The 19817-nt window shown below is 63.2% G+C and carries 20 protein-coding genes; 3 read left to right on the plus strand and 17 right to left on the minus strand.

The window, feature by feature from the left end:
- Positions 1-19: 19 nt before the first annotated feature.
- The 12 genes from DBZ32_RS09605 to petA form a co-directional block, all read right to left on the minus strand.
- A complete protein-coding gene (locus DBZ32_RS09605) occupies positions 20-376 on the minus strand; it encodes a cupin domain-containing protein (protein ID WP_119166899.1) in 357 nt (118 codons plus the stop codon).
- 97 nt (positions 377-473) lie between these two features.
- Complete coding sequence (uvrC, locus tag DBZ32_RS09610; protein WP_119166900.1) at positions 474-2495, minus strand: excinuclease ABC subunit UvrC; 2022 nt, start codon at positions 2493-2495, stop codon at positions 474-476.
- A 484-nt stretch (positions 2496-2979) separates the two neighbouring features.
- Positions 2980-3429: a dihydroneopterin aldolase gene (locus DBZ32_RS09615; protein ID WP_119166901.1), complete on the minus strand. Its 450-nt coding sequence runs from the start codon at positions 3427-3429 to the stop codon at positions 2980-2982.
- An 82-nt stretch (positions 3430-3511) separates the two neighbouring features.
- On the minus strand, positions 3512-4300 hold the full coding sequence (locus tag DBZ32_RS09620) for an SDR family oxidoreductase (RefSeq protein WP_119166902.1): 789 nt from the start codon (positions 4298-4300) through the stop codon (positions 3512-3514).
- 23 nt (positions 4301-4323) lie between these two features.
- Entirely contained in the window at positions 4324-5310 is a 987-nt protein-coding gene (locus DBZ32_RS09625) for a calcium/sodium antiporter (RefSeq protein ID WP_208539171.1), read from the minus strand.
- 399 nt (positions 5311-5709) lie between these two features.
- Positions 5710-6102 (minus strand): peptide-methionine (R)-S-oxide reductase MsrB, encoded by a 393-nt coding sequence (msrB, locus tag DBZ32_RS09630; RefSeq protein ID WP_119166903.1) that lies wholly within the window; start codon positions 6100-6102, stop codon positions 5710-5712.
- 70 nt (positions 6103-6172) lie between these two features.
- The gene (locus tag DBZ32_RS09635; RefSeq protein WP_119166904.1) at positions 6173-7054 is read right to left on the minus strand and encodes a VOC family protein; all 882 of its coding nucleotides are present in this window, start codon (positions 7052-7054) and stop codon (positions 6173-6175) included.
- Positions 7055-7105: 51 nt separating this feature from the next.
- Positions 7106-8224, minus strand: coding sequence for an S-methyl-5-thioribose-1-phosphate isomerase (mtnA, locus tag DBZ32_RS09640; RefSeq protein WP_119166905.1), 1119 nt, complete (start codon positions 8222-8224; stop codon positions 7106-7108).
- A gap of 38 nt (positions 8225-8262) precedes the next feature.
- Complete coding sequence (locus DBZ32_RS09645) at positions 8263-9150, minus strand: S-methyl-5'-thioadenosine phosphorylase (RefSeq protein WP_119166906.1); 888 nt, start codon at positions 9148-9150, stop codon at positions 8263-8265.
- 156 nt (positions 9151-9306) lie between these two features.
- Entirely contained in the window at positions 9307-10077 is a 771-nt protein-coding gene (locus DBZ32_RS09650) for a cytochrome c1 (RefSeq protein ID WP_119166907.1), read from the minus strand.
- Complete coding sequence (locus tag DBZ32_RS09655) at positions 10077-11372, minus strand: cytochrome b (RefSeq protein ID WP_119166908.1); 1296 nt, start codon at positions 11370-11372, stop codon at positions 10077-10079. Before DBZ32_RS09655 ends, DBZ32_RS09650 begins: the two co-directional genes overlap by 1 nt.
- A gap of 46 nt (positions 11373-11418) precedes the next feature.
- A complete protein-coding gene (petA, locus tag DBZ32_RS09660; protein ID WP_119166909.1) occupies positions 11419-11967 on the minus strand; it encodes a ubiquinol-cytochrome c reductase iron-sulfur subunit in 549 nt (182 codons plus the stop codon).
- A gap of 312 nt (positions 11968-12279) precedes the next feature.
- Between petA and DBZ32_RS09665 the strand changes: the two genes are divergently transcribed.
- The 3 genes from DBZ32_RS09665 to DBZ32_RS09675 all read left to right on the plus strand — a co-directional run bounded on the left by DBZ32_RS09665 (position 12280) and on the right by DBZ32_RS09675 (position 14213).
- Positions 12280-12750: a tRNA (cytidine(34)-2'-O)-methyltransferase gene (locus tag DBZ32_RS09665; RefSeq protein WP_119166910.1), complete on the plus strand. Its 471-nt coding sequence runs from the start codon at positions 12280-12282 to the stop codon at positions 12748-12750.
- The gene (gene hemF / locus DBZ32_RS09670; RefSeq protein WP_119166911.1) at positions 12747-13664 is read left to right on the plus strand and encodes an oxygen-dependent coproporphyrinogen oxidase; all 918 of its coding nucleotides are present in this window, start codon (positions 12747-12749) and stop codon (positions 13662-13664) included. The genes DBZ32_RS09665 and hemF overlap by 4 nt, the downstream gene beginning before the upstream one ends.
- 117 nt (positions 13665-13781) lie before the next feature.
- The gene (locus DBZ32_RS09675; RefSeq protein ID WP_119166912.1) at positions 13782-14213 is read left to right on the plus strand and encodes a hypothetical protein; all 432 of its coding nucleotides are present in this window, start codon (positions 13782-13784) and stop codon (positions 14211-14213) included.
- A 4-nt stretch (positions 14214-14217) separates the two neighbouring features.
- Here DBZ32_RS09675 and msrP read toward each other — a convergent pair whose 3' ends face one another.
- The 5 genes from msrP to DBZ32_RS09700 form a co-directional block, all read right to left on the minus strand.
- Positions 14218-15249 carry a protein-methionine-sulfoxide reductase catalytic subunit MsrP gene (gene msrP, locus DBZ32_RS09680; protein ID WP_119166913.1) on the minus strand — a complete coding sequence of 344 codons (1032 nt, stop codon included), beginning with the start codon at positions 15247-15249 and terminating at the stop codon, positions 14218-14220.
- A 131-nt stretch (positions 15250-15380) separates the two neighbouring features.
- Positions 15381-15806 (minus strand): hypothetical protein, encoded by a 426-nt coding sequence (locus DBZ32_RS09685; RefSeq protein ID WP_119166914.1) that lies wholly within the window; start codon positions 15804-15806, stop codon positions 15381-15383.
- Between the two features lie 342 nt (positions 15807-16148).
- On the minus strand, positions 16149-16925 hold the full coding sequence (locus tag DBZ32_RS09690; RefSeq protein ID WP_119166915.1) for a ZIP family metal transporter: 777 nt from the start codon (positions 16923-16925) through the stop codon (positions 16149-16151).
- Between the two features lie 44 nt (positions 16926-16969).
- Positions 16970-17440 (minus strand): Dps family protein, encoded by a 471-nt coding sequence (locus DBZ32_RS09695; RefSeq protein ID WP_119166916.1) that lies wholly within the window; start codon positions 17438-17440, stop codon positions 16970-16972.
- A gap of 224 nt (positions 17441-17664) precedes the next feature.
- Entirely contained in the window at positions 17665-19707 is a 2043-nt protein-coding gene (locus tag DBZ32_RS09700) for an elongation factor G (protein WP_119166917.1), read from the minus strand.
- Between the last annotated feature and the right edge of the window lie 110 nt (positions 19708-19817).

Genomic DNA, 19817 nt, shown 5'->3' on the forward strand with positions numbered 1-19817 from the left:
CGCGCGGCGGTGCGAGCTCTCAAGTCTGATAGACACGCGATCCGCTGGAATAGGCGATCATCATGACCGCCGTCTCCGGTCCCGGGTTGCGCGTCTGATGAACCGCACCGACCGGTATCAGGATCGTGTCGCCAGCCGTGAGTTCGATCCACGCGTCGCCCCTACGTTGAAGAACGGACCCCGAAAGCACATGGATCGCTTCCGTGCAGTTCGGATGGCGATGCGCTTCCGAGGTCACGTCGGGATCGATCGTCATCCTCGCCAGACTGAGGCCCGCGTTTTCTTCGATCGCCTCCTCCATGAGCCAAGTCATCGCAATGCCGGATGGCCTCGCACCGGATGTCCTCGAGGCGGGTGGAACCGCATCAGTCGTCATTCAGCTCTCCTGGAAAGCGGCGCCGGGGGATCGGGTGCTCTGCGAGCTAGAGTGTGTGCCATCATCCATCACCAACCGTCGTGCACAAACTCCGGGTTTAGGGCGCGCCATGGAAGTGGTCGTAGATCTTCTTCGCGACGGTCTTACTGATGCCCTCGACGGCTTCCAGATCCGTCAGGCCGGCCCGCTGGACAGCACGAGCCGAGCCGAAGTGCAGCAGCAGGGCCTTCTTGCGCTTGCCGCCGATGCCCGGGACCTCGTCGAGCGCCGAGGTGAGCCGGGCCTTGCTGCGGCCCGCCCGATGGGTGCCGATTGCAAAGCGGTGCGCTTCGTCACGCAGGCGCTGAATGAAGTAGAGAACCGGATCGCGCGGTTGCAACAGAATCGGGGGACGTCCCGGCAGGAAGATGCGCTCGCGCCCGGCGTCTCGGTCCGGTCCCTTGGCGACGCCTGCGACCGTCAGATCCTCGATGCCCAAGTCTGCGAAGACCTCCAAGGCCACGTTCAGCTGCCCGCGGCCACCGTCGATCAGCACGGCGTCGGGCCACTGGCCCCGGCTGCGGTCGGGGTCCTCCTTGAGGGCGCGCGAGAAGCGCCGGGTCAGAACTTCGCGCATCATGGCGTAGTCGTCGCCGGCCGCTCCCTTCTGCTTGATCGCGAATTTGCGGTAGGCGGTCTTGCGGAACCCCTCGGGTCCCGCGACGACCATGGCACCATAGGCGTTGCTGCCGCCGATGTGGCTGTTGTCGTAAACCTCGACCCGCTCCAGCGTCGTCTCGGCCCCAAGCAGCTCGCCCAGGCCGGTCAGGAGCCTCCGCTGGGCCGAACTTTCCGCGAGGCGGCGAGCCAACTCGTCGCGGGCATTGGAAAGCGCCTGCTCGATCAGCTTGCGTTTAGAGCCGCGCTGTGGCGCCGCCAGTTCGATTTTTCGTTCGGCCTTCTGGCTCAGGGCTGCGGCGATCAGCGCTTGCTCGGTCAAGAGATGGCTCAGCAACACCTGTCTCGGCACCGGCTTGTTGTCGTAGAACTGTGCGACGAAGGCGGCGAGCACTTCTTCCGGCCCCAACTGCTTGTCATGGCTGGGGAAGTAGGCGCGGTTGCCATAGTTCCGGCCGGCTCGGAAGAAGAAGACCTGGATGCAGGTTTGCCCAGCCTGCTGGTGCGCAACGACGACATCGGCGTCGTCCACGCCTTCAACGTTGATATCTTGGTGGGACTGAATGTGTGCCAGGGCGCGAATCCGGTCGCGGTAGCGCGCGGCCGCCTCGTAGTCCAGGCGTTCGGCCGCGGCCTCCATCTGGCCGGCCAAGTCTTCCTGAATACGGCTGGACTTGCCCGAAAGGAAGTCCAAGGCATCCCCGACCAGGGCCGCATACTCCGTCCGATCGACCCGCCCTACACAGGGCGCGGAGCAACGCTTGATCTGGAAGAGCAGACAAGGGCGCGTGCGCTGGCTGAACACCGCATCCGAACAGGAGCGCAACAGGAAAGCCTTTTCCAGCGCCGTCACCGTGCGATTCACCGCACCAGCCGAAGCGAAGGGCCCGTAGTAGCGGCCCTCGCGGTCGTGGCTGCCGCGGTGCTTGACGATCTGCGGATAGTCATGCGCGCCGGCGATCAGAATGTAGGGAAAGGATTTGTCGTCGCGCAGCAGCACATTGTAACGCGGCATGAAACGCTTGATCAGATTCGATTCCAGCAGCAGCGCCTCGACCTCGGTATGGGTCGTGGTCACCTCCAACGCCACCGTCTCGGCGACCATGCGCTGCAGGCGGCGCGGCAGCTTGGAGAGCTGGGTGTAGGCGGTTACCCGCCGCTTCAGGCTGCGCGCCTTGCCGACATAAAGCGGATCGCCCCGCGCGTTCAGCATGCGATAGACCCCGGGAGCCAGCGGCAAGGTCTTGACCGCCCTGGCCAGCACCTCGACGCCCTGGGCAAGACGCCCCTCGACCTTGTCCGCCGACTCGTCGTGCAACCCAGCGTAGTCGGGCGCATCCTCTCTTAGACCCGGCAGACCCGGCGAGGCCGGCGCCTCGCGATAAATCGCGGGCTCCTGCGGCGCGCGCTTGCCGCCGAGAGTCGGGTCCTGCGTGGCAGGCTTGCGGGTTCCTCTGACCATGTCTTTACAAATCGTTAAGCGCTTGACGGATCACCCCCTCCGAAAGAGGCATCGACGACGGTCGGAGAGTCCGAATCAAGCCTCGAAAACCTAAATAAGTAGGCCTAGGGCGCTTGACAAAAAGGCGAACCTGGTGCGCTCGCAGAGCTTTTCGGAGCTGTCCACCGACTCTGTGGATAAGTCTGTTGGAAAATGCGAAGGCCGAAGGGTTGAGTTCAAGGATTCTGCGGGGTTCTATGCTTTGCCTAATTTTTAGGCACACGTGTAACATGTTGAATTCCCTGCATTCTCGGGTTGCCAATTGTTAGAAAAGCGTCATGAAAATGGTCTCTCGTGTCTGAAGCCCAAGTCGCGTTGCAACACGGATGCCTGTGAACAATTTGAGCGCCCTCAGCACCCGGATACAAATTTGCGGGTGTCCGAAAAGTGCTGATAGCTCGGTATGTTAGACATCTTTGCGAAGAACGGGGCTTTACCGAAGCACCTAAGACTCTTGAGCCGGAAGTCGCCGCCTCGTAAGCGCGATTCCAATGCCTTTGGCGGCGCGATCGAGGTCGAGTTTCCTGATGCTCACGCTGGCCGCGAGAATGCGCTGATCCTCGAAGCAGGCGGTTAGGATACGGTCGCCAAGCGTCTCCAGCAGATGCGCGTCGTTCTCGGCACAGACCTGCTTCACCCGTTCGACGGTCGTGCCATAGTCCACGACCTTCACAAAGTCATCGTCGAAAGCAGCCGGCGGTTGCGCTTTCAACTCCAAGTCCAAGCATAACCTCTGGGCGCGATCCCGCTCGCCCGGATAGACACCGATCACGCAATTGACCTCGAGCGCCGTCACCAGCAGCGTGAGTTCGGTGGCGAAACCATCCTCGATGCGGACCGCAGGGTCCGGGGATGTACCGCCATTCGGATAGGATCTGGGAAAGATATCGTCCATGGCCCTCAGGACGCTGGCTTAGCGGCAGAGCGGACTCCGCCGCAACGAAAAGACACTACAGCAGAGTGACGCGGTCCGGCGATCAGGCGAAGTGGTCCGGCGCAGCCTGCGGCTGAGACCAGCCCAAATGCTGACCGCCATCGAGCGCCAACATTTGCCCGGTCATGGCACGAGCCGCAAGAAGGAAGCGCACCGCCAAGGCGATCTCTTCGGGAGTGGTGCCGCGCTGCAGAGGCATCGCGCGCCACTGACGTTCGAACTGCGCGTCGGTTTGGTGGGTGCTGGGAAGGGTCGGCCCGGGTCCGATGGCATTGACCCTGATGCGCGGCGCCAGAGCCAAGGCAAGCGTCCGGGTCAAGGTCCAGAGACCCGACTTCGCGACACTGTAGCTGACGAAGTAGGGCGTCAGATTCCAGACGCGCTGGTCCAGGAGGTTGATCACCGCCCCTTCCGCTTGCTCGGGGAGGTGCTTGGCGAAGTCCTGGATCAACACGAAAGGCGCCCGCAGATTCGGCTCCATGTGATGATCCCAAGAATCGCGCGTGACGCTGTCGACGCGATCCATCTCGAAGGTCGAGGCATTGTTGACCAGGACCCCCAGGGGGCCCAACGCCTCAACCCCACGCGCGACCAGGCCGGCCACGTCGGTCTCACGCGCCAGATCGGCTTTCAACAGCGTCGCTTCTCCGCCTGCGGCGCGCACCTCCTCCGCCACGGCTTCGGCTTCGGCGGACGAACTCTTGTAGTGTATCGCCACGGAGAAGCCGGCCTGTGCCAGCGACAGAGCGATGGCACGGCCGATGCGTTTACCGGCACCGGTGACCAGTGCGGTCCTGGGAAGCGCGTCTGGCAGGAAGAAGGGGTCGGACATGCGAAGCCTAGGGGGAGCCGGCGCTAGAGGCCGACGGCCGACTGTACGGCCGTTGCAAAGCCGGTATCGAATTGAACGAAAATGAAGATGCCGTAGATCGCCAGAAAAGCAAGGGCTGTCCCTCGTCCGATCGCGCGGCCCGATGCCAGAATGGCCATCAAGAGGGCGGTCGCGGCGAGCATCACCCAGATATCGAAAACCAGCAGCTCGCTGGTGAACTCGAAGGGCGTGACCAGGGCAAGGACGCCCAGGATTCCCAGAACATTGAAGATATTCGAACCGATGATATTGCCGATCGCGACATCGGCATGTCGGCGTAAGGCGGCGACGACCGCTGTCGCCAACTCCGGCAAGGACGTCCCGAAGGCGACCAGGGTCAGGCCGATAACGGCATCCGACACGCCGACCGATTTGGCGATGGAGACGGCCCCTTCGATCAAGAGCTCGGAGCCGATCACCAGACCGACGGATCCACCCAGAACCAAGCCAACCGCCGGCAACCAGGTCTGGGGAGCCGCCTCCAGAGCCTCCGCCGCTTCACCGGCGGGCTCCGTCGTTCCGCTCCGGCGCTCCACCACGTAGCTACCCACGAGATAGGCGCCAAGAAGCAGCAGAAACACCAGGCCATGCGGCCAGAAAAGGGTCCCGGCGAAGGCAAGCACGATCATCGCCAGGGTCGCCGCGGTCATCACGGCCCCGTCCCGTTTGGCCAAACCGCGCGGCGGGTGCATCACCTGAATCATCGCCGCGGCACCGACAATCAACAGGATGTTGGCGATATTGGATCCGATGACATTGCCAACGCCGATGATCGGCCGTCCCTCAAGCCCGGCGGCGACGGTCACGACCAGCTCAGGCATGGAGGTCGCGAAGGCCACCACCGTCAGGCCGATCAGCAGCGGCGACAGGCCGAGCAGTCGGGCAAGCCCCACCGCACCCCGCAGCAACAGCTCACCGCCCAGCACGAGCAGCGCCAGCCCCCCCAGCACCAAAAGCGAGTCGATCACCATGCGGCGAACCTGCCGACACGTGATCCGGTAAGAAAAACGAAGGGGAGAAAGCTGGGGGTCATACCTAGGCCGGCTGCGGAGAGATGACGGGCAGCGGCTGCACAAACCTTGCCGTTCGGTGTCGAGCCGATCACCCGAACCGTGGCCGGTCCGTACATGTGACCCTGCCCCCCTGTAGGGCTGTAAATGCGGGCTTCGATGCGGGAATTCAACAGCACATTCGCCCCGTCCGACACGCAAAGGGCTCAGGCCTCGTGTGCCACGTCGCTCATGCCACCTGAGCTCGGCCGGCTAGCAGCGAGGCGTCACGTCACATGCAAATCGAATCACCCGAGAGAGGCGAAACGCCTTCGAACAAGCGGCATCGAAGACCTGTCCACAGCTTTCGCGCGGGCGCTTTCAGGTCTCCGGTTTGAAGTCGAGGCTGGCGGAGTTGATGCAATAGCGAAGCCCCGTCGGCTCCGGTCCGTCAGAGAAGACGTGCCCCTGATGAGCGCCGCAGGTCGCACAGTGCACCTCCGTGCGGACCATAAGAAAGCTGCGATCCGTCTTGGTTTCAACGTTTGCTTCCTCAACCGGCTGCCAGAACGAAGGCCAGCCCGTGCCGCTGTCGAACTTATGCGCAGACGCGAAAAGCGGCGTACCGCAGACCACACAGTCGTAACGGCCCGGTCGCTTCTCAGCGTGGTAGTCGCCGCTGAAGGCTCGCTCCGTCCCATGCTTCTGGGTCACTCGGATCTGCTCGGGTGTCAGATGAGAGGTGTCGAACCCCTTCTTGGCAGCATCGGACATGACGGTACTCGCCTGTTTAGGAGGAACTGCCTTGAGATATAGGTAGACGCGCCTCCGAACCAAGCGGGACTCACGCAACCGCGACGAACTCGAGCGTCACGCCGTTGGCCTCCTGCGGATCGACGACGAGACGGCCGTCATCGCCTTCGCTGAAGGCAATCTCCGCGCTTTTCAAGAAAGCCGCCGTGGCCGCGAGATCGCCAACTTCGACGCCAAAGCCGACCAGCCATGGAAGCGGATGGGCCGATGCCTTTGGATAGCGGGCCGCCAAAGGGGCCGGCCCAAGGAAGGTCAGGCGGCAGTCGCCGGCGATGACCTGCAACCACCCGTCCGCGGCACTGACGGCGTCTGGGCCGACAATACGGCTGTAAGCCTGACCCAAGGCGCCCGGCAGGTCCACGGCGGCAATCACTTCGACCACCCCCCGGGCGCCATTCGCATGCTCCAACCACTCCGGTCGCCAGACCAGGTCGCGAGAGAGATGGGTCACGACGAAGGAGCGAAGATCCGGCGTGGCCTCGGGCGGCGGAAAGACGAGGCGGAACTCGGGTAAGGCATCACCTTCAGGCAGCTCTATGATCCGCTTGAGGTCCTTTGGTCCTTCGATTGCAAGACCTCCGGCGCGCAGTGTTTCGGCGCACCGCTCGGCATCGTCCGTGGCGAAGGCCACCGCCATCAAACCCTCGCGCTCGGCCAGGAAATCATCCAGGCGATTGGTAAACTGGCTGGCATCGACGATGCCGATCAACTCCACGTAGTCCTGCGGGAACATCAGGCAGTAGTTCGCTGTGCCCCAACCGATGTGCTTGCCGCGCGGGCAGGCCGTGAAACCCAGTCGGGTCCAAGTCCGGCGCGTCGCCTCGAGATCGTGAACGCCGACCAGCACATGGTCGAGGCCCCGGATCGTACCGGTCGTCTCCCGAGGTGTGTCCACCTGCGTGTCCCTGCTCATCAGATCTCCTCATCGGGTCGGTCGAACAGGCCATCGCGAGTACGCCGGAACCTAACTCTCAGCATGTTGCAAACTGCCGGGACTGGCTTTTTCCGGATAGAGTTCTGCCAGTCCTTCGGTCGAGGCGGCACAAACTCCGCGTTCGGTGATCAGGCCGGTCACCAGCCGGGCCGGTGTCACGTCGAAGGCGTAGTTGGCCGCCGGGCTACCAGGGCTGGCAATCTCCACCGTGACCAGCTCGCCGGAGTCGCGGCGCCCGGTTACGTGCGTCACTTCCCGAGCGTCGCGTTGCTCAATGGGCACCTGCCGTCCGTCCGCCAGCGTCCAGTCGACCGTCGGTCCCGGCAGAGCGACGTAGAAGGGTACATCGTTGTCCCGCGCCGCCAGCGCCTTGAGATAGGTTCCGATCTTGTTGCAGACATCGCCGTTGCGGGTGGTGCGGTCGGTGCCGACGATGCAGAGGTCGACCAGCCCTTGCTGCATCAGGTGACCGCCGACATTGTCGGCGACGATGGCGTGTGCAACCCCCTGCTGGTTCAGTTCCCAGGCCGTCAGGCTGGCACCCTGGTTGCGCGGCCGGGTTTCGTCGACCCAGACCTTCACGTCGATACCCTTCTCATGGGCCAGATAGATGGGGGCCGTTGCCGTGCCCCAGTCTACCGTCGCCAGCCAGCCAGCGTTGCAGTGAGTTAGCAGATTGACGGGGCCGCCGCCCTTGCGCGCGGCAATGGCCTCGATCAGGGGGAGCCCCTGGTCGCCGATCGCACGACAGAGCGCCACGTCCTGCTCACAGATCTCGGCGGCGCGCAGGTAGGCAGCGGCGGCACGGGCGTTGGCCCCCAGCGGCAACAGCAGCTCGTAGAGGTCGTCGAGCGCCCAGCGCAGGTTCACCGCCGTGGGGCGGGTTGCCAGGAGCGTGTCGTAGGCAGCCTTGAGGGCGTCGTCTCCGGCCCCCACGGCCATCGCGAGAGCCACGCCATAGGCCGCCGTCGCACCGATCAGCGGCGCACCGCGCACCTGCATCGAGCGAATCGCCTCGGCGGCCGCCGCCAGCGAGGTCAGACGCAGCGTCTCGAAGCGATGCGGCAGCTTGGTCTGATCGATGATCACGACCGACCAACCGTCCTCGGCCAGCCAGATCGTCCGATGTGGTACGCCGTCCACCTTCATAGCGGGACCTTCATTTCGAGCCTCTCACAGCCTCGCAGTCATGCCGTCAGCACCCGGCCGGCAACGGCCGAGAGCCGTTCGACCATCTCCGGGGCGCGCTTCTCCGGCGCCGTGATGACGGCTGTATCCAGCACCCGATGACAGCCGGCCTCGCAATTCGACGTACGTCCGGCCAGGCGCGGCGCCACGGCGCGCACCAAGGCCCGTGCCTTGTCCGCGTTCGCGAGCAGCACCTTGACGATGGCCTCCACCGTGACGTGATCGTGGTCGGGATGCCAACAGTCGTAGTCGGTCACCATGGCAACCGAGGCGTAGCAGAGCTCCGCCTCGCGGGCCAGCTTGGCTTCGGGCATATTGGTCATGCCGATCACGTCACAGCCCCAACTGCGATAGAGCTTCGACTCCGCTAGAGTCGAGAACTGCGGCCCCTCCATCGCCAGATAAGTTCCGCCGCGGGTGTGGGGGATAGAGAGTTCGGTGAGAGCCGCAGCCAGATGGTCGCCAAGCCGGTTGCAAGTCGGATGCGCCAGAGAAACGTGGGCCACCAGACCCTCGCCGAAAAAGGAGGTCTCCCGCTTGAAGGTGCGGTCGAGGAACTGATCGACCAAGACGAAATGACCGGGCGGGAGATCCTCATGCAGAGATCCCACGGCCGAGACCGAGAGGATCTCGGTAACACCTGCTCGCTTCAGCGCATCGATGTTGGCGCGGAAGTTCAGGTCGCTGGGGGACAGGACGTGACCGCGTCCGTGCCGCGGCAGGAAGACCAGTTTCTGACCGTCCAGTTCGCCGAACAGTAGCGCGTCCGAGGGTTTGCCAAAGGGCGAGACGATCTCCCGCCACTCCCGCTTTTCCAGTCCCTCGATGTCATAAACACCGCTGCCACCGATCACACCGATCACCGGCGACTCCTCCACCTGGCCCATGGCCTGTCCCCTTCGACGCTTCGACTGTTCGCGCGATCATAGCGACTGGCTGATCTGGTGAAAGGGGGCACCTAGAATGGTGAAGCGCCGAAAGAAAAAACGGCCGCCGCTGATAAGCGGCGACCGTCTTCGGCCTCTTAACCGCAAGATCCAAGCTTAGTGAAGGTCAGCCCAGACCTTGCGCTTGACCGCATACATCAAGCCGGTGAAAACCAGCAGGAAGAGGATCACGGAAATTCCGGTCTGCTTGCGGGTATCCATCATCGGCTCGGCCGTCCACATCAGGAACGTGGCAAGGTCGAGCGACTGCTGCTCGAGCGTCGCCTCCGTCCCGTCGGCGAAGGATACCGAGTCGGGATAAAGGATCTGAGGCATGGCGATCTGGTGACCCGGGAAGTAGTCGTTCCAGTACATACCCGGCATCAGCTCGACATCGGCCGGCGGCTCGCCGTAGCCGACCAACAAAGCCTTGATGTAGTCCGGGCCGCCCTTCCGCTTCTTAGCCATCAACGAGAGATCGGGGGGGTAAGCCCCGCCGTTCAGGGCACGCGCTTCGTTTACGTTGCGATAGGGCGACGGAATGCGGTCGGCGGGAATACCGGCGCGCATGAACATCTCGCCGTTCTCATCCGGTCCGTCCTCGACCATGTACTCGGCCGCCAGCGCTTTGATCTCGTCTTCGCTGTAGCCGAGATCGACCAGGTTGCGGAAGGACACCAGCCGCAAACCGTGACAGGCCGAGCAAACCTCACGGTAGACCTGAAAGCCCCGCTGCAACTCCATTTGATCGAAGGTGCCAAACACTCCCTCGAAGGAGAAGTCGTAGTTTGGAATGGCAACCGCTTCAGCGGCTTCCGAGGGCCTGTCGGCTGCCGCGACGAAGAGAGTGGCGGCGGTGACGGCGGAAACTGCGAGCCGTTTCAGCATTACGGCTTCTCCATGGGCTTGGCCGTCGCACCGGCGACGCTGCCGCCGCCGCGCAACACAGGTTCGCTGATCGAGGCCGGAAGCGGCTTGGGCCGTTCCACGACGCTTAGGATCGGCAGAATGAAGATAAAGTAGACAAAGTAGTAGGCGGTCGCGATCTGCGAAATCAGGACGTAAGGCTGCTCCGCCGGCATGGCGCCCATGTAGCCGAGCACCACGAGAGACACCAACAAGAGGGCGAAGAACTGCTTGAACAGCGGGCGGAAGCGGCCCGAACGCACCGGCGAACGATCCAGCCAAGGCAGTACGAAGAGCACCGCGATCGACCCGAACATCGCGATCACGCCGCCCAGCTTCGCCTCGATCAGGACGATGCCGGTGAAGGGAATCCCGATGTCGAAGGTGATTGCGCGGAGAATCGCGTAGAAGGGCAGGAAATACCACTCCGGCACGATGTGCGGCGGCGTTACCAGCGGGTTCGCCTCGATGTAGTTTTCCGGATGACCCATGTAGTTGGGTGCGAAGAACACGACCGCGCAGAAGACCAGCAGGAAGACACCCAGACCAAAGAGGTCCTTCGTCGTGAAGTAGGGATGGAAGGGGATCTTATCCTGCGGCCCCTTGGCGTCGATGCCCAAGGGATTGTTGGAGCCGAAGCGGTGCAGGGCCCAAAGGTGCAGGAACACCATGGCGACGATGATGAAGGGCAGCAGGTAGTGCAGCGCAAAGAAACGGTTGAGCGTCGGATTTTCGACGCTGAAACCGCCCCACAGCCAGATGACGATATCCGGGCCGATCAGCGGGATCGCCGAGAAAAGGTTGGTGATCACCGTGGCCCCCCAGAAGGACATCTGGCCCCAGGGCAGCACGTAGCCCATGAAGGCCGTGGCCATCATGAGCAGCAGGATCACGACACCGATCATCCAGAGGATCTCGCGCGGCGCCTTGTAGGATCCGTAGTAGAGGCCGCGCAGGATGTGGATGTAGACCACGATAAAGAAGAAATGCGCGCCATTCATATGCACGTAGCGCAGCAGCCAGCCGCCGTTGACGTCGCGCATGATCCGCTCGACCGAGTCGAAGGCGTAGTCGATGTGGGGCGTGTACTGCATCGCCATCAGGATGCCGGTGGCGATCATGATCACCAGCACGATCCCGGCGAGCGATCCGAAATTCCACATGTAGCTGAGGTTCCGAGGCGTCGGATACTCATTCAGCTCTGCGTTCATGAAGCTGAAGATCGGCAGGCGGTATTCGATCCACCGTACTAATCCGTTGTTCGTCTGAAATGCCATGCTTCGCGACCTTTATTCGCTTGAGGCGGCCCGAGCCCAGCCCCAATCAACCGATGGTGATCGTGGTATCGTCGATGAAGGTATAGGCCGGCACTTCGAGATTCCGCGGCGCGGGGCCTTTGCGGATTCGACCGGAGGTGTCGTAGTGCGATCCGTGGCAAGGGCAGAACCAGCCGCCGAACTCGCCCTTCGTATCGTTCGGATTCTGGCCCAGCGGGATACAGCCCAGGTGCGTACAGACGCCCACCATCACCAGCCACTGGGGCTGCTCGGCGCGCTCCTCATCGCTCTGAACGTCGATGAGGTCGTCCAGCGGGACCTCCCGCGCCACAGCGATTTCTTCTTCCGTGCGATGCCGGATGAAGACGGGCTTGCCGCGCCAAGTGACCGTGATCGACTGTCCGACCGCAATCGGGCTCAAATCGACGTCGATCGAAGCCAAAGCCAGTACGTCGGCCGACGGATTGAGCGAATTGATCATCGGCCAAACCGCGCCGGCGACACCGACGGCACCGACCGCTCCCGCCGCCAGATAAAGAAAATCCCGCTTCGACTCGTCTTCTACGCCGTGCTGCACGTCCGCACTGTCAGCCATTTTTGCGTTCCGTATCCCTAAACAAACGACTCTGCACAGTTCCATCGGCGGAAGCGTGGGAGCGGAGCGAACTTCTATGCCACCACTCGATACATACCGCGCTCCACCGCTTTGGAGATTGCGGCGAGCTGCCGCATCGCTCCGACTCCAGCCGAGCTTTCGCCAAGCAGTCGCCCTTGCGCGCGCGCTGGGATATAGAGGAAATAACCCGCGCGAGTAAAGGACAACCGGTCTTCAAAACCGCAACGGCTGCGGGACCACCGGCTTCGGCTCCACCCTTGGATATTATCCTCCCAACTAGTTAATATTCTCATGAAATTGATCCTTTATCAGCCGGACATCCCGCAGAACGCAGGGACGCTGCTACGCCTCGGCGCCTGTCTGGGCGTGGCCGTGGAGGTGATCGAGCCCTGCGGATTCGTCTGGGACGACCGGCGTCTGCGCCGTGCAGGCATGGATTACCTCGCCGGCGTCCACTTGACCCGCCACAGGTCCTGGAACGCCTACGAGGAGGTCCGACGCGCCAGAAACGAGCGGTTGGTGTTACTGACGACCCGGGGTGAGCAGGCCTATACGGACTTCACTTTCGCACCCGACGACGCGCTCCTGCTCGGCCGCGAGAGCGCCGGCGTGCCGGACGAAATCCACGGCTGTGCCAACGCCAGCTTGCGCATCCCGTTGCGAAGCGGGCAGCGTTCCCTCAACGTGGCGGTGGCAGGCGCCATGGTCCTGGGCGAGGCGCTGCGGCAAACGACACAGTTCCCGCAAGAGGAAAATCCATGAGCGAAACAGCGGAAAAATCAGGCATCTGGAGCGAACGGCAACAGCGGGCCGAGGCCTGGTTCCAGGAGCTGCGCGACGAGATCTGTGCCGCCTTCGAGCGGCTGGAGGATGAACTGACTCCGCCGCAGCAGCACGCCGACAAACCAGCCGGGCGCTTCGACTACAAGACCTGGAACCGCACGGACGAAAGTACCGACAAGGGGGGCGACACCGACGGAACCGGCACGCCCGGCGGCGGCGGACGCATGGGCCTGATGCACGGCCGGGTGTTCGAGAAGGTCGGGGTCAATACCTCGACGGTCTATGGCACCTTCAGCCCGGAGTTCGCCAAACAGATCCCCGGTGCCGCCGAGAACCCTCAGTTCTGGGCGTCCGGCATCTCCCTGGTGGCCCACATGCAGTCGCCGCTCGTGCCCGCGGTGCACATGAACACCCGGCATATCGTCACCACCAAGTCCTGGTTCGGCGGCGGCGCCGATCTCAACCCCATGTACCCGGTCGAGGCCGACACGGACGACTTCCATACCGCCCTGCGGCGGGCCTGCGATGCCCACGATCCGGCCTACTACGAGAAGTTCAAGGCCTGGTGCGACGACTACTTCATGATCAAACATCGCGGCGAGGCGCGCGGCGTAGGTGGCATTTTCTACGACTACCTGGAGGACGACTGGGAGGCCGACTTCGCCTTTACCCAAGACGTCGGCCGCGCCTTCCTGGAAATCTATCCGCAGCTCGTCCGGCGCCATCTTCAGGAACCCTGGACGGAGGAGCATCGCCAGCACCAGCTTTTCCGCCGCGGCCGTTATGTCGAGTTCAATCTGATCTACGACCGCGGCACCACCTTCGGCCTCAAGACCGGCGGTAACGTCGAAGCCATCCTGATGTCTCTCCCGCCTCTCGCCGCTTGGCCATAACAGGTATTGCCGTTCGGCAGGCTGCGCACGCGATCTCCGACGGGCGAAACTCCGGAAAGACAGAGGCCTCACCCAATCAGCGTGAATGGCTCCGGGCGTGCGCACGTATTATGCAGAATGATCCGGCTGCTCGCCTTCTGCCTGCTGCTCACGGCGCTGTCCTTTTCGTCAGCGCCCGCACAGAACCTGCTGCGCGATCCCGACCGCGCCGCAGTCCCCACGCGCCCTTGGGTGGTTGACCGTACCGGACTGACAGCCGTTCCGCTGCCGGCTCGTGGCTGGTGTCCAACGCCGGAGTTGGATGGCAGCGGCGTGGTTCGCTTGCGGGTCGACTCGCTCGACCGCAGAGCCTACGCCGCACCGCGTCGGGATCTGCAGCGCTTCCTCTCGGGCGTGCGTTTTCTCGTCCAGCAGGACTGCCCGCAGGTCCAAGCCATCGAGGTCCAGGGCTACGCGGCAGGAACCCGCAGTTTCCTCGGTAGCCTGCTACGAGAAGAGGGCTGGACCTTGCAGGGCGCCCAGCTCGGCAACTCCGGCATCCGGCGCTGAAGCCTTACATCCAGAGCGTACGGCTGGTCTGGTCCTTGCCCTGATAGAGCTCGGCGACCCACTCGCCATAACCGTTGTAGAGGAGGGTCGGGACCCTTTCGCGGACACCCAGAAGTTCCTCGGTTTCCTGACTCCAGCGCGGGTGCGGGACCGTTGGATTGACGTTGGCCCAGAAGCCGTACTCGTTGGCCTGGATCTCCTCCCAGAAGGAGACCGGGCGCTCCCGCGTGAACTCGAAGGCGACAATCGACTTGATCGACTTGAAGCCGTACTTCCAAGGCACCACCAGACGCAGCGGCGAGCCGTTCTGCTTCGGCATGGGCTTGCCGTAAAGGCCGGTCCCCATGAAGGTCAGTTCGTTGGTCGCCTCCTCGATCGTCAAGCCCTCCACGTAGGGCCAGGGATACCAGCTGGAGCGCTGACCGGAGGCCACGTCGGGGTCCATGAAGGTCACCATCTTGACGTACTTGGCAGACGAAAGCGGCTTGGCGAGCTCGACGAGACGGCGCATCGGGAAGCCCGCCCAGGGAACCGCCATCGCCCAGGCCTCGACGCAGCGGTGGCGATAGAGCCGCTCTTCCAGCTCGACCTTGGACAGCAGATCGTCGATGTCCAGTTCCTGCGGCTGCTCTACCTCGCCCGTGAGCGAGATCGTCCAGGGCCGAATCGGCAGGTCCTGAGCCCGCTGCCAGATGTTCTTGGACGAGCCGAACTCATAGAAGTTGTTGTAGGTGATGGCCAACTGCTCTTCGGTGAGGTCGCGGTCGAGCACGAAAGCCTCGTTTCGCGGCGCGGGGTAGAGATGCGCGCTGGGGTCGTCGCTCGCGGCCTGGGCAAGCTGCACAGCGTCCAGCCCTTCGCGCGCTACGCCGTCCGCTTGCGCGGGCTCGTCGCAGGCTGCCAGCAGCCCGCCGGCGCCCAGCAGGACCGAGCCTGCCGCGGCACCGCGCAGGAACCGTCGTCGCTCGTGGTAAATCGATTCCGGTGTGGCGGCGGACTCCGGCAACTCCCAGCCACGGCGGCGCTTGATCAGCATGAAAAGGCTCTCCCCTCGTTCACCAGCATCCTAATCTAAGACTTGCTGGGACGAGGCCAACTCACAGCTTAGAGAGCGCAAAGTCACTGCGAGCGGCCCTGGCTTCGGGCCTCTTCGAGTCGGTTGAGGGCCTAGGCTGGCTGCGCAGGCGCGGCTGGACGAAGTCCTTTCCAGAGTAGGAGCATTCCAACTATCAGCGCCACGTTTACCGCAAGCTGGAGCAGGAGCTGCGCCTGGGTAAGCTGACCGAGCACGGTGAATATGTAGGCGCCATAGGCGATTCCCAGCACCTGCTCCGCCACCGCGATCCACAGGAAATTCAAGTACCGGATCGGATCGAGCAGCATGATCAGGTACACGCCGGCCAGCAGCAGCATCACCATGCCATACTGCTTGCCCATGGCGCGCAGCTCCGCATCCCACCCCTCCGCCGGCGTCCAACCGACGAGATCGGCGCCGAACTCGGGGGAAAAGGTGGACAGCAGACCGAAAGCTAGATGCCACAACACCCAGAGCGCGAGGCCGATCTTGAGAATGGGTAGTTTGGAGAAGTGCATCCGTTGATCCGCCTTTCAGGCGCGCAAGCTTTACGCCGTCGATGTCAAATTACATTAACACACACCTAGATCATTGGGTGGCGTTTGCAAACAGGCCGAAGAACTGCTCGATCGCCGGATGGGATCAACCTGCGTCTGAAGCGTCAGGGACAGTCCAAACCCGAAGCGGCCGGCCGACGGAGGGTCGCCAGCGTCTCCATGCTGGGGTGGTCTCGGGGGCATGACGTTGCTCGCCGGACATGCGTCGTTCTCTCCAGGGGTCTGCTTTTTACAGGGGATAGGTCAAAGCGCCGTGGGACTGGAAGAAAGCTGTGCCAGTCGAGCGAGGCTTTAGCGGAGGCTCTAGATCGTCTGGTCGATCATGACCATCAAACAGAAGCCGATGAGCAAACCGAAGGTGGCTCGGCTCTCGAAGCCCCTACGATGCGTCTCCGGGATCATTTCCCCACCGATCACAAAGAGCATGGCACCGGCGGCAAAGGCGAGCGCCCAGGGCAGCAAAGGAGCGACGAAGGCTACGGCGCCCGCTCCCAGCAGCCCACCCACCGGCTCGACAAGCCCCGTCAGAAGAGCGACCAGGAAGGCCGGCCGACGCCGGTACCCCAACGCGACGAGTGCGGCGGCGACAATAAAACCCTCGGGCATGTTCTGGACGAGAATGCCAAGAGTCAGCGCGATCGAGCGCTCCGGATCGTCGCCGCCAAAACCGGCTCCGACAGCCAGACCCTCCGGAAAGTTGTGGATGGTGATCGCCAGCACGAAAAGCCAAAGGCGTCTGACCTCCAGGCTATCGCGGCCCTCGCGGCCTTTGACGAAATGCTCGTGCGGGACATAGCGGTGAACCAGCCAGAAGAGGCCCCCACCGAGCAGGACGGCGGTGCTAGCGATCAACCCGGCGCCGGTCGCTCCGGCCGTCGGCTCGGCCGCTTCGATCGCGGGAAGCAGCAAGGACAGGACAGAAGCGGCCAGCATGATGCCGGCTGCCATGCTCATCAACAGCGTCTCGAGCGCGGCGGTCATTCGCCGTACGGCGAAAATGGCAAGCGCCCCCAGGCCGGTGCCCAGCCCCGCCACCAGAGAGGCGGCGGTGCCGAGCAGAAATGTATCGAAACCGGCCATCGGAGGACACTCGACCTAAACCACGCAACCTTGGAACCGACGCCTTACTGGATGTGGGCCCGCAGCATCCAGGCTGCCTTTTCGTGGGCGGCCATACGCTCGACCATCATGTCGATGGTCACTTCATCGCCGGCGTTCTCGGCCGCCGTCAGGACGCTGCGCGCAACCCGCGAAAGAGTCTCGTTGTCGCCCGCAAGCTGGCGGATCATGTCGTCGGAGGCCGGCGGTGTGGCCGGCGCTTCGGCAACCGACTTCAACTCGGCAAACTGCACGTAGCTGCCAGGTGCAAAGTGGCCGAGGGCGCGAATGCGTTCCGCCACGTCGTCGGCTGCCACGCGAAGCTCGTCGTACTGCTCCTCGAACAGGCTGTGCAACTGCCCGAACTGGGGGCCGGTCACGTTCCAGTGGAAGTTCTGCGTCTTGAGATAGAGGGTGTAGGTATCCGCCAATACGCGCGACAAGCCCTCGGCGACAGACTTGCGGTCTTCTTCGCTCAAACCGGTGTTAAGGCTCATGACTGCTCTCCTTTCTGATCCGGCGGGCATAGCCGCTTCTCACATTTCACACAAGCCAAAATATAGTTTCTTTGAAATGAGTTACAATCCTATTTGGAAGAATTCCAAAATATTTTCGAAGACCGCAGGAATGAGCCGTTACGCTGCGTCTCGGCAGCACCCTCTCCCCCCAGGGTTGCGGTTCTTGGCTCGAAACCGATCGGCCCGCCGCCAGCTGGCTAGCGCTACTGCGCCGCCTGTCGACCCTGCACGACGCGATCGGCCAAACGCCCGGTCAACTCGGAGAGATGATCGAAACTGGCGGTAAAGCTGCCGATGCCCTGGGTGACGGAGCGCAGTTCGACGATCAAGTCGCGCAGCTCCGCCGCCGGCAGGTAAGCCTGAACTTCATCCCAGCTGTCCCAGGCGGGTTTGGCGTCGAAGCCGAGAATCTGACCGCGCCGGCTAGAGAGCAGTCCATGGATCTTGCTGGTATGCGCGTTGGGCACGGAGACGACCACGCGGTGGATCGGTTCCAACAACACCGGTTGGCAATCCGGCAAGCCGTCCTGAATAGCGATACGGCCAGCCGTCTTGAAAGCCATCTCCGAAGAATCGACCGAGTGGAACTGTCCATCGTTGAGGTTTACCGCAACATCGACAACCGGAAAGCCCAATGGACCATTCCTCAAGCCGTCCAGGACACCGGCCTCCACCGCTGGAATGAACTGTTTGGGAATGGCGCCACCGACGATCTTGTCATGGAAGGCGAAGCCGGCACCGCGCGGCTGTGGCGCGATGCTGATCCTGACATCGGCGAACTGCCCGTGACCTCCGGTCTGGCGCTTGTGGCGAGCGTGGTGGTCGGCACCGTGGCGGATCGTCTCCTTATAGGCCGGCTGCGGCAGTTCCGCATCGACCTCAACGTTGAAGCGGCCAGAAAGCTTGTCCAACGCGATGCGCAGATGGACCTCCCCCTGCCCCCAGAGCTTGGTCTCTCCGGTATCGCGATCGGCCTGGAGAGACAATGCCCGATCCTCTTCCAAAAGCTTGGCCAAGGCAGCGCTCAATTTGACTTCGTCGCTGCGCTTGCGCGGCTGTATCGCCAGAGCATAGACAGGCGGCAGAGGATCGGCCCAATCGGCTGCGGCGGCGCTTTCGGAACAGACCAGGTTACCGGTCGCGATACCCTCGAGCTTACCCAGGCCGATCAGGTCGCCGGCCTTCGCACTGCTCACTTTCTCAAGCTGGGTGCCCTGCAGACGGAATAACGCAGCCAAACGCTGGCCGGCCAGGCGGTCTCCCTCTTTCAAGCTGCCGCGCAGCAGCCGCGCGACGGATACCTTGCCGGCATGAGCCAGGTTGAGGGTCCGCGCAACCGCTGCACAGACTTCGCTGCCCCCGGTCTTACCGCTTTGCTCCGCCTTGGGCGCCACGCCCAAGCGTCCCGCCGCCGCCTCAGGACCCGGCGTTTCGTGCCGCAGCGCCTTCAGAAGCCGACGGATACCGTTGTCCTGCTCGGCGGAGCCGAGAAACACCGGTACGATGCGATCGGCTGCCAGATTGGCTTTCAAATGACGATAGACTTCGTCATTCGCCGGGACTTTGTCTTCCAGCAACTGCTCCAGCAGGTCGTCGTTGAAGTCGGCCAAGGTCTCAAGCAGCGTCTGCCGTGCCTCGACCTCACGATCGCGGAGATCGCCGGGGATCTCGACCAGGTCGGACGGCGCGTGCGGCTTGTAGTGCCAGGCCCGCTCGCTCACCAGATCGACCGCGCCCGCGACGGCGCCGCCTTCGCGCATCGGCACTTGGCGCAGCACCAATGGCCGGGAGGACGTCGCCTGAAAAGCAGCCAACAGATCGCGAACGCGTTCGCCGTCCGCCTGGCTCAGCTTGTCCATCTTGTTGACGAACAGCAGATGGGGAATCTGCCGATCGTCCAAGAACTTCATCAGGGGTACCAGCGCCTGCGCCTTGGCGGCTTGCGGCTCGGCAACCACCACCGCAACGTCGGCGGCGATGAGCGCATCCTGAGCATCCTGCGCCAGTTCGACGGAGCCGGGACAGTCGATGAAGGACCAGACATCCTCCAGGTAGGTCGCTCCCGCGACATTGGGTTCGACACTCATGCTCCGCGCCTTCGCCTCGGCCGAAGCGTCGCCTACAAGACCCTTGCGATCTGTCGTTCCGGCGGCGAAGAGCAGGGCCTCGAGCAGGCTGGTCTTGCCACTGCCGTAAGGCCCGACAAGCACAGCGCAGCGCGCCGCGCCTTGTTGCGACTTCGTCATGACGGTTCCTCCCCGTGTTGCGGCCCGCGCCTCTCTTCTTCCTTGATGGAGAGATCGACGGGTCGTCGGTTGCCGCCCGGGGAGCTGGCCGGGTCTGTCGGGCCTTTATC

The sequence above is a fragment of the Algihabitans albus genome (genome assembly GCF_003572205.1).
GTDB classification, from domain to species: Bacteria; Pseudomonadota; Alphaproteobacteria; order Kiloniellales; family DSM-21159; genus Algihabitans; species Algihabitans albus.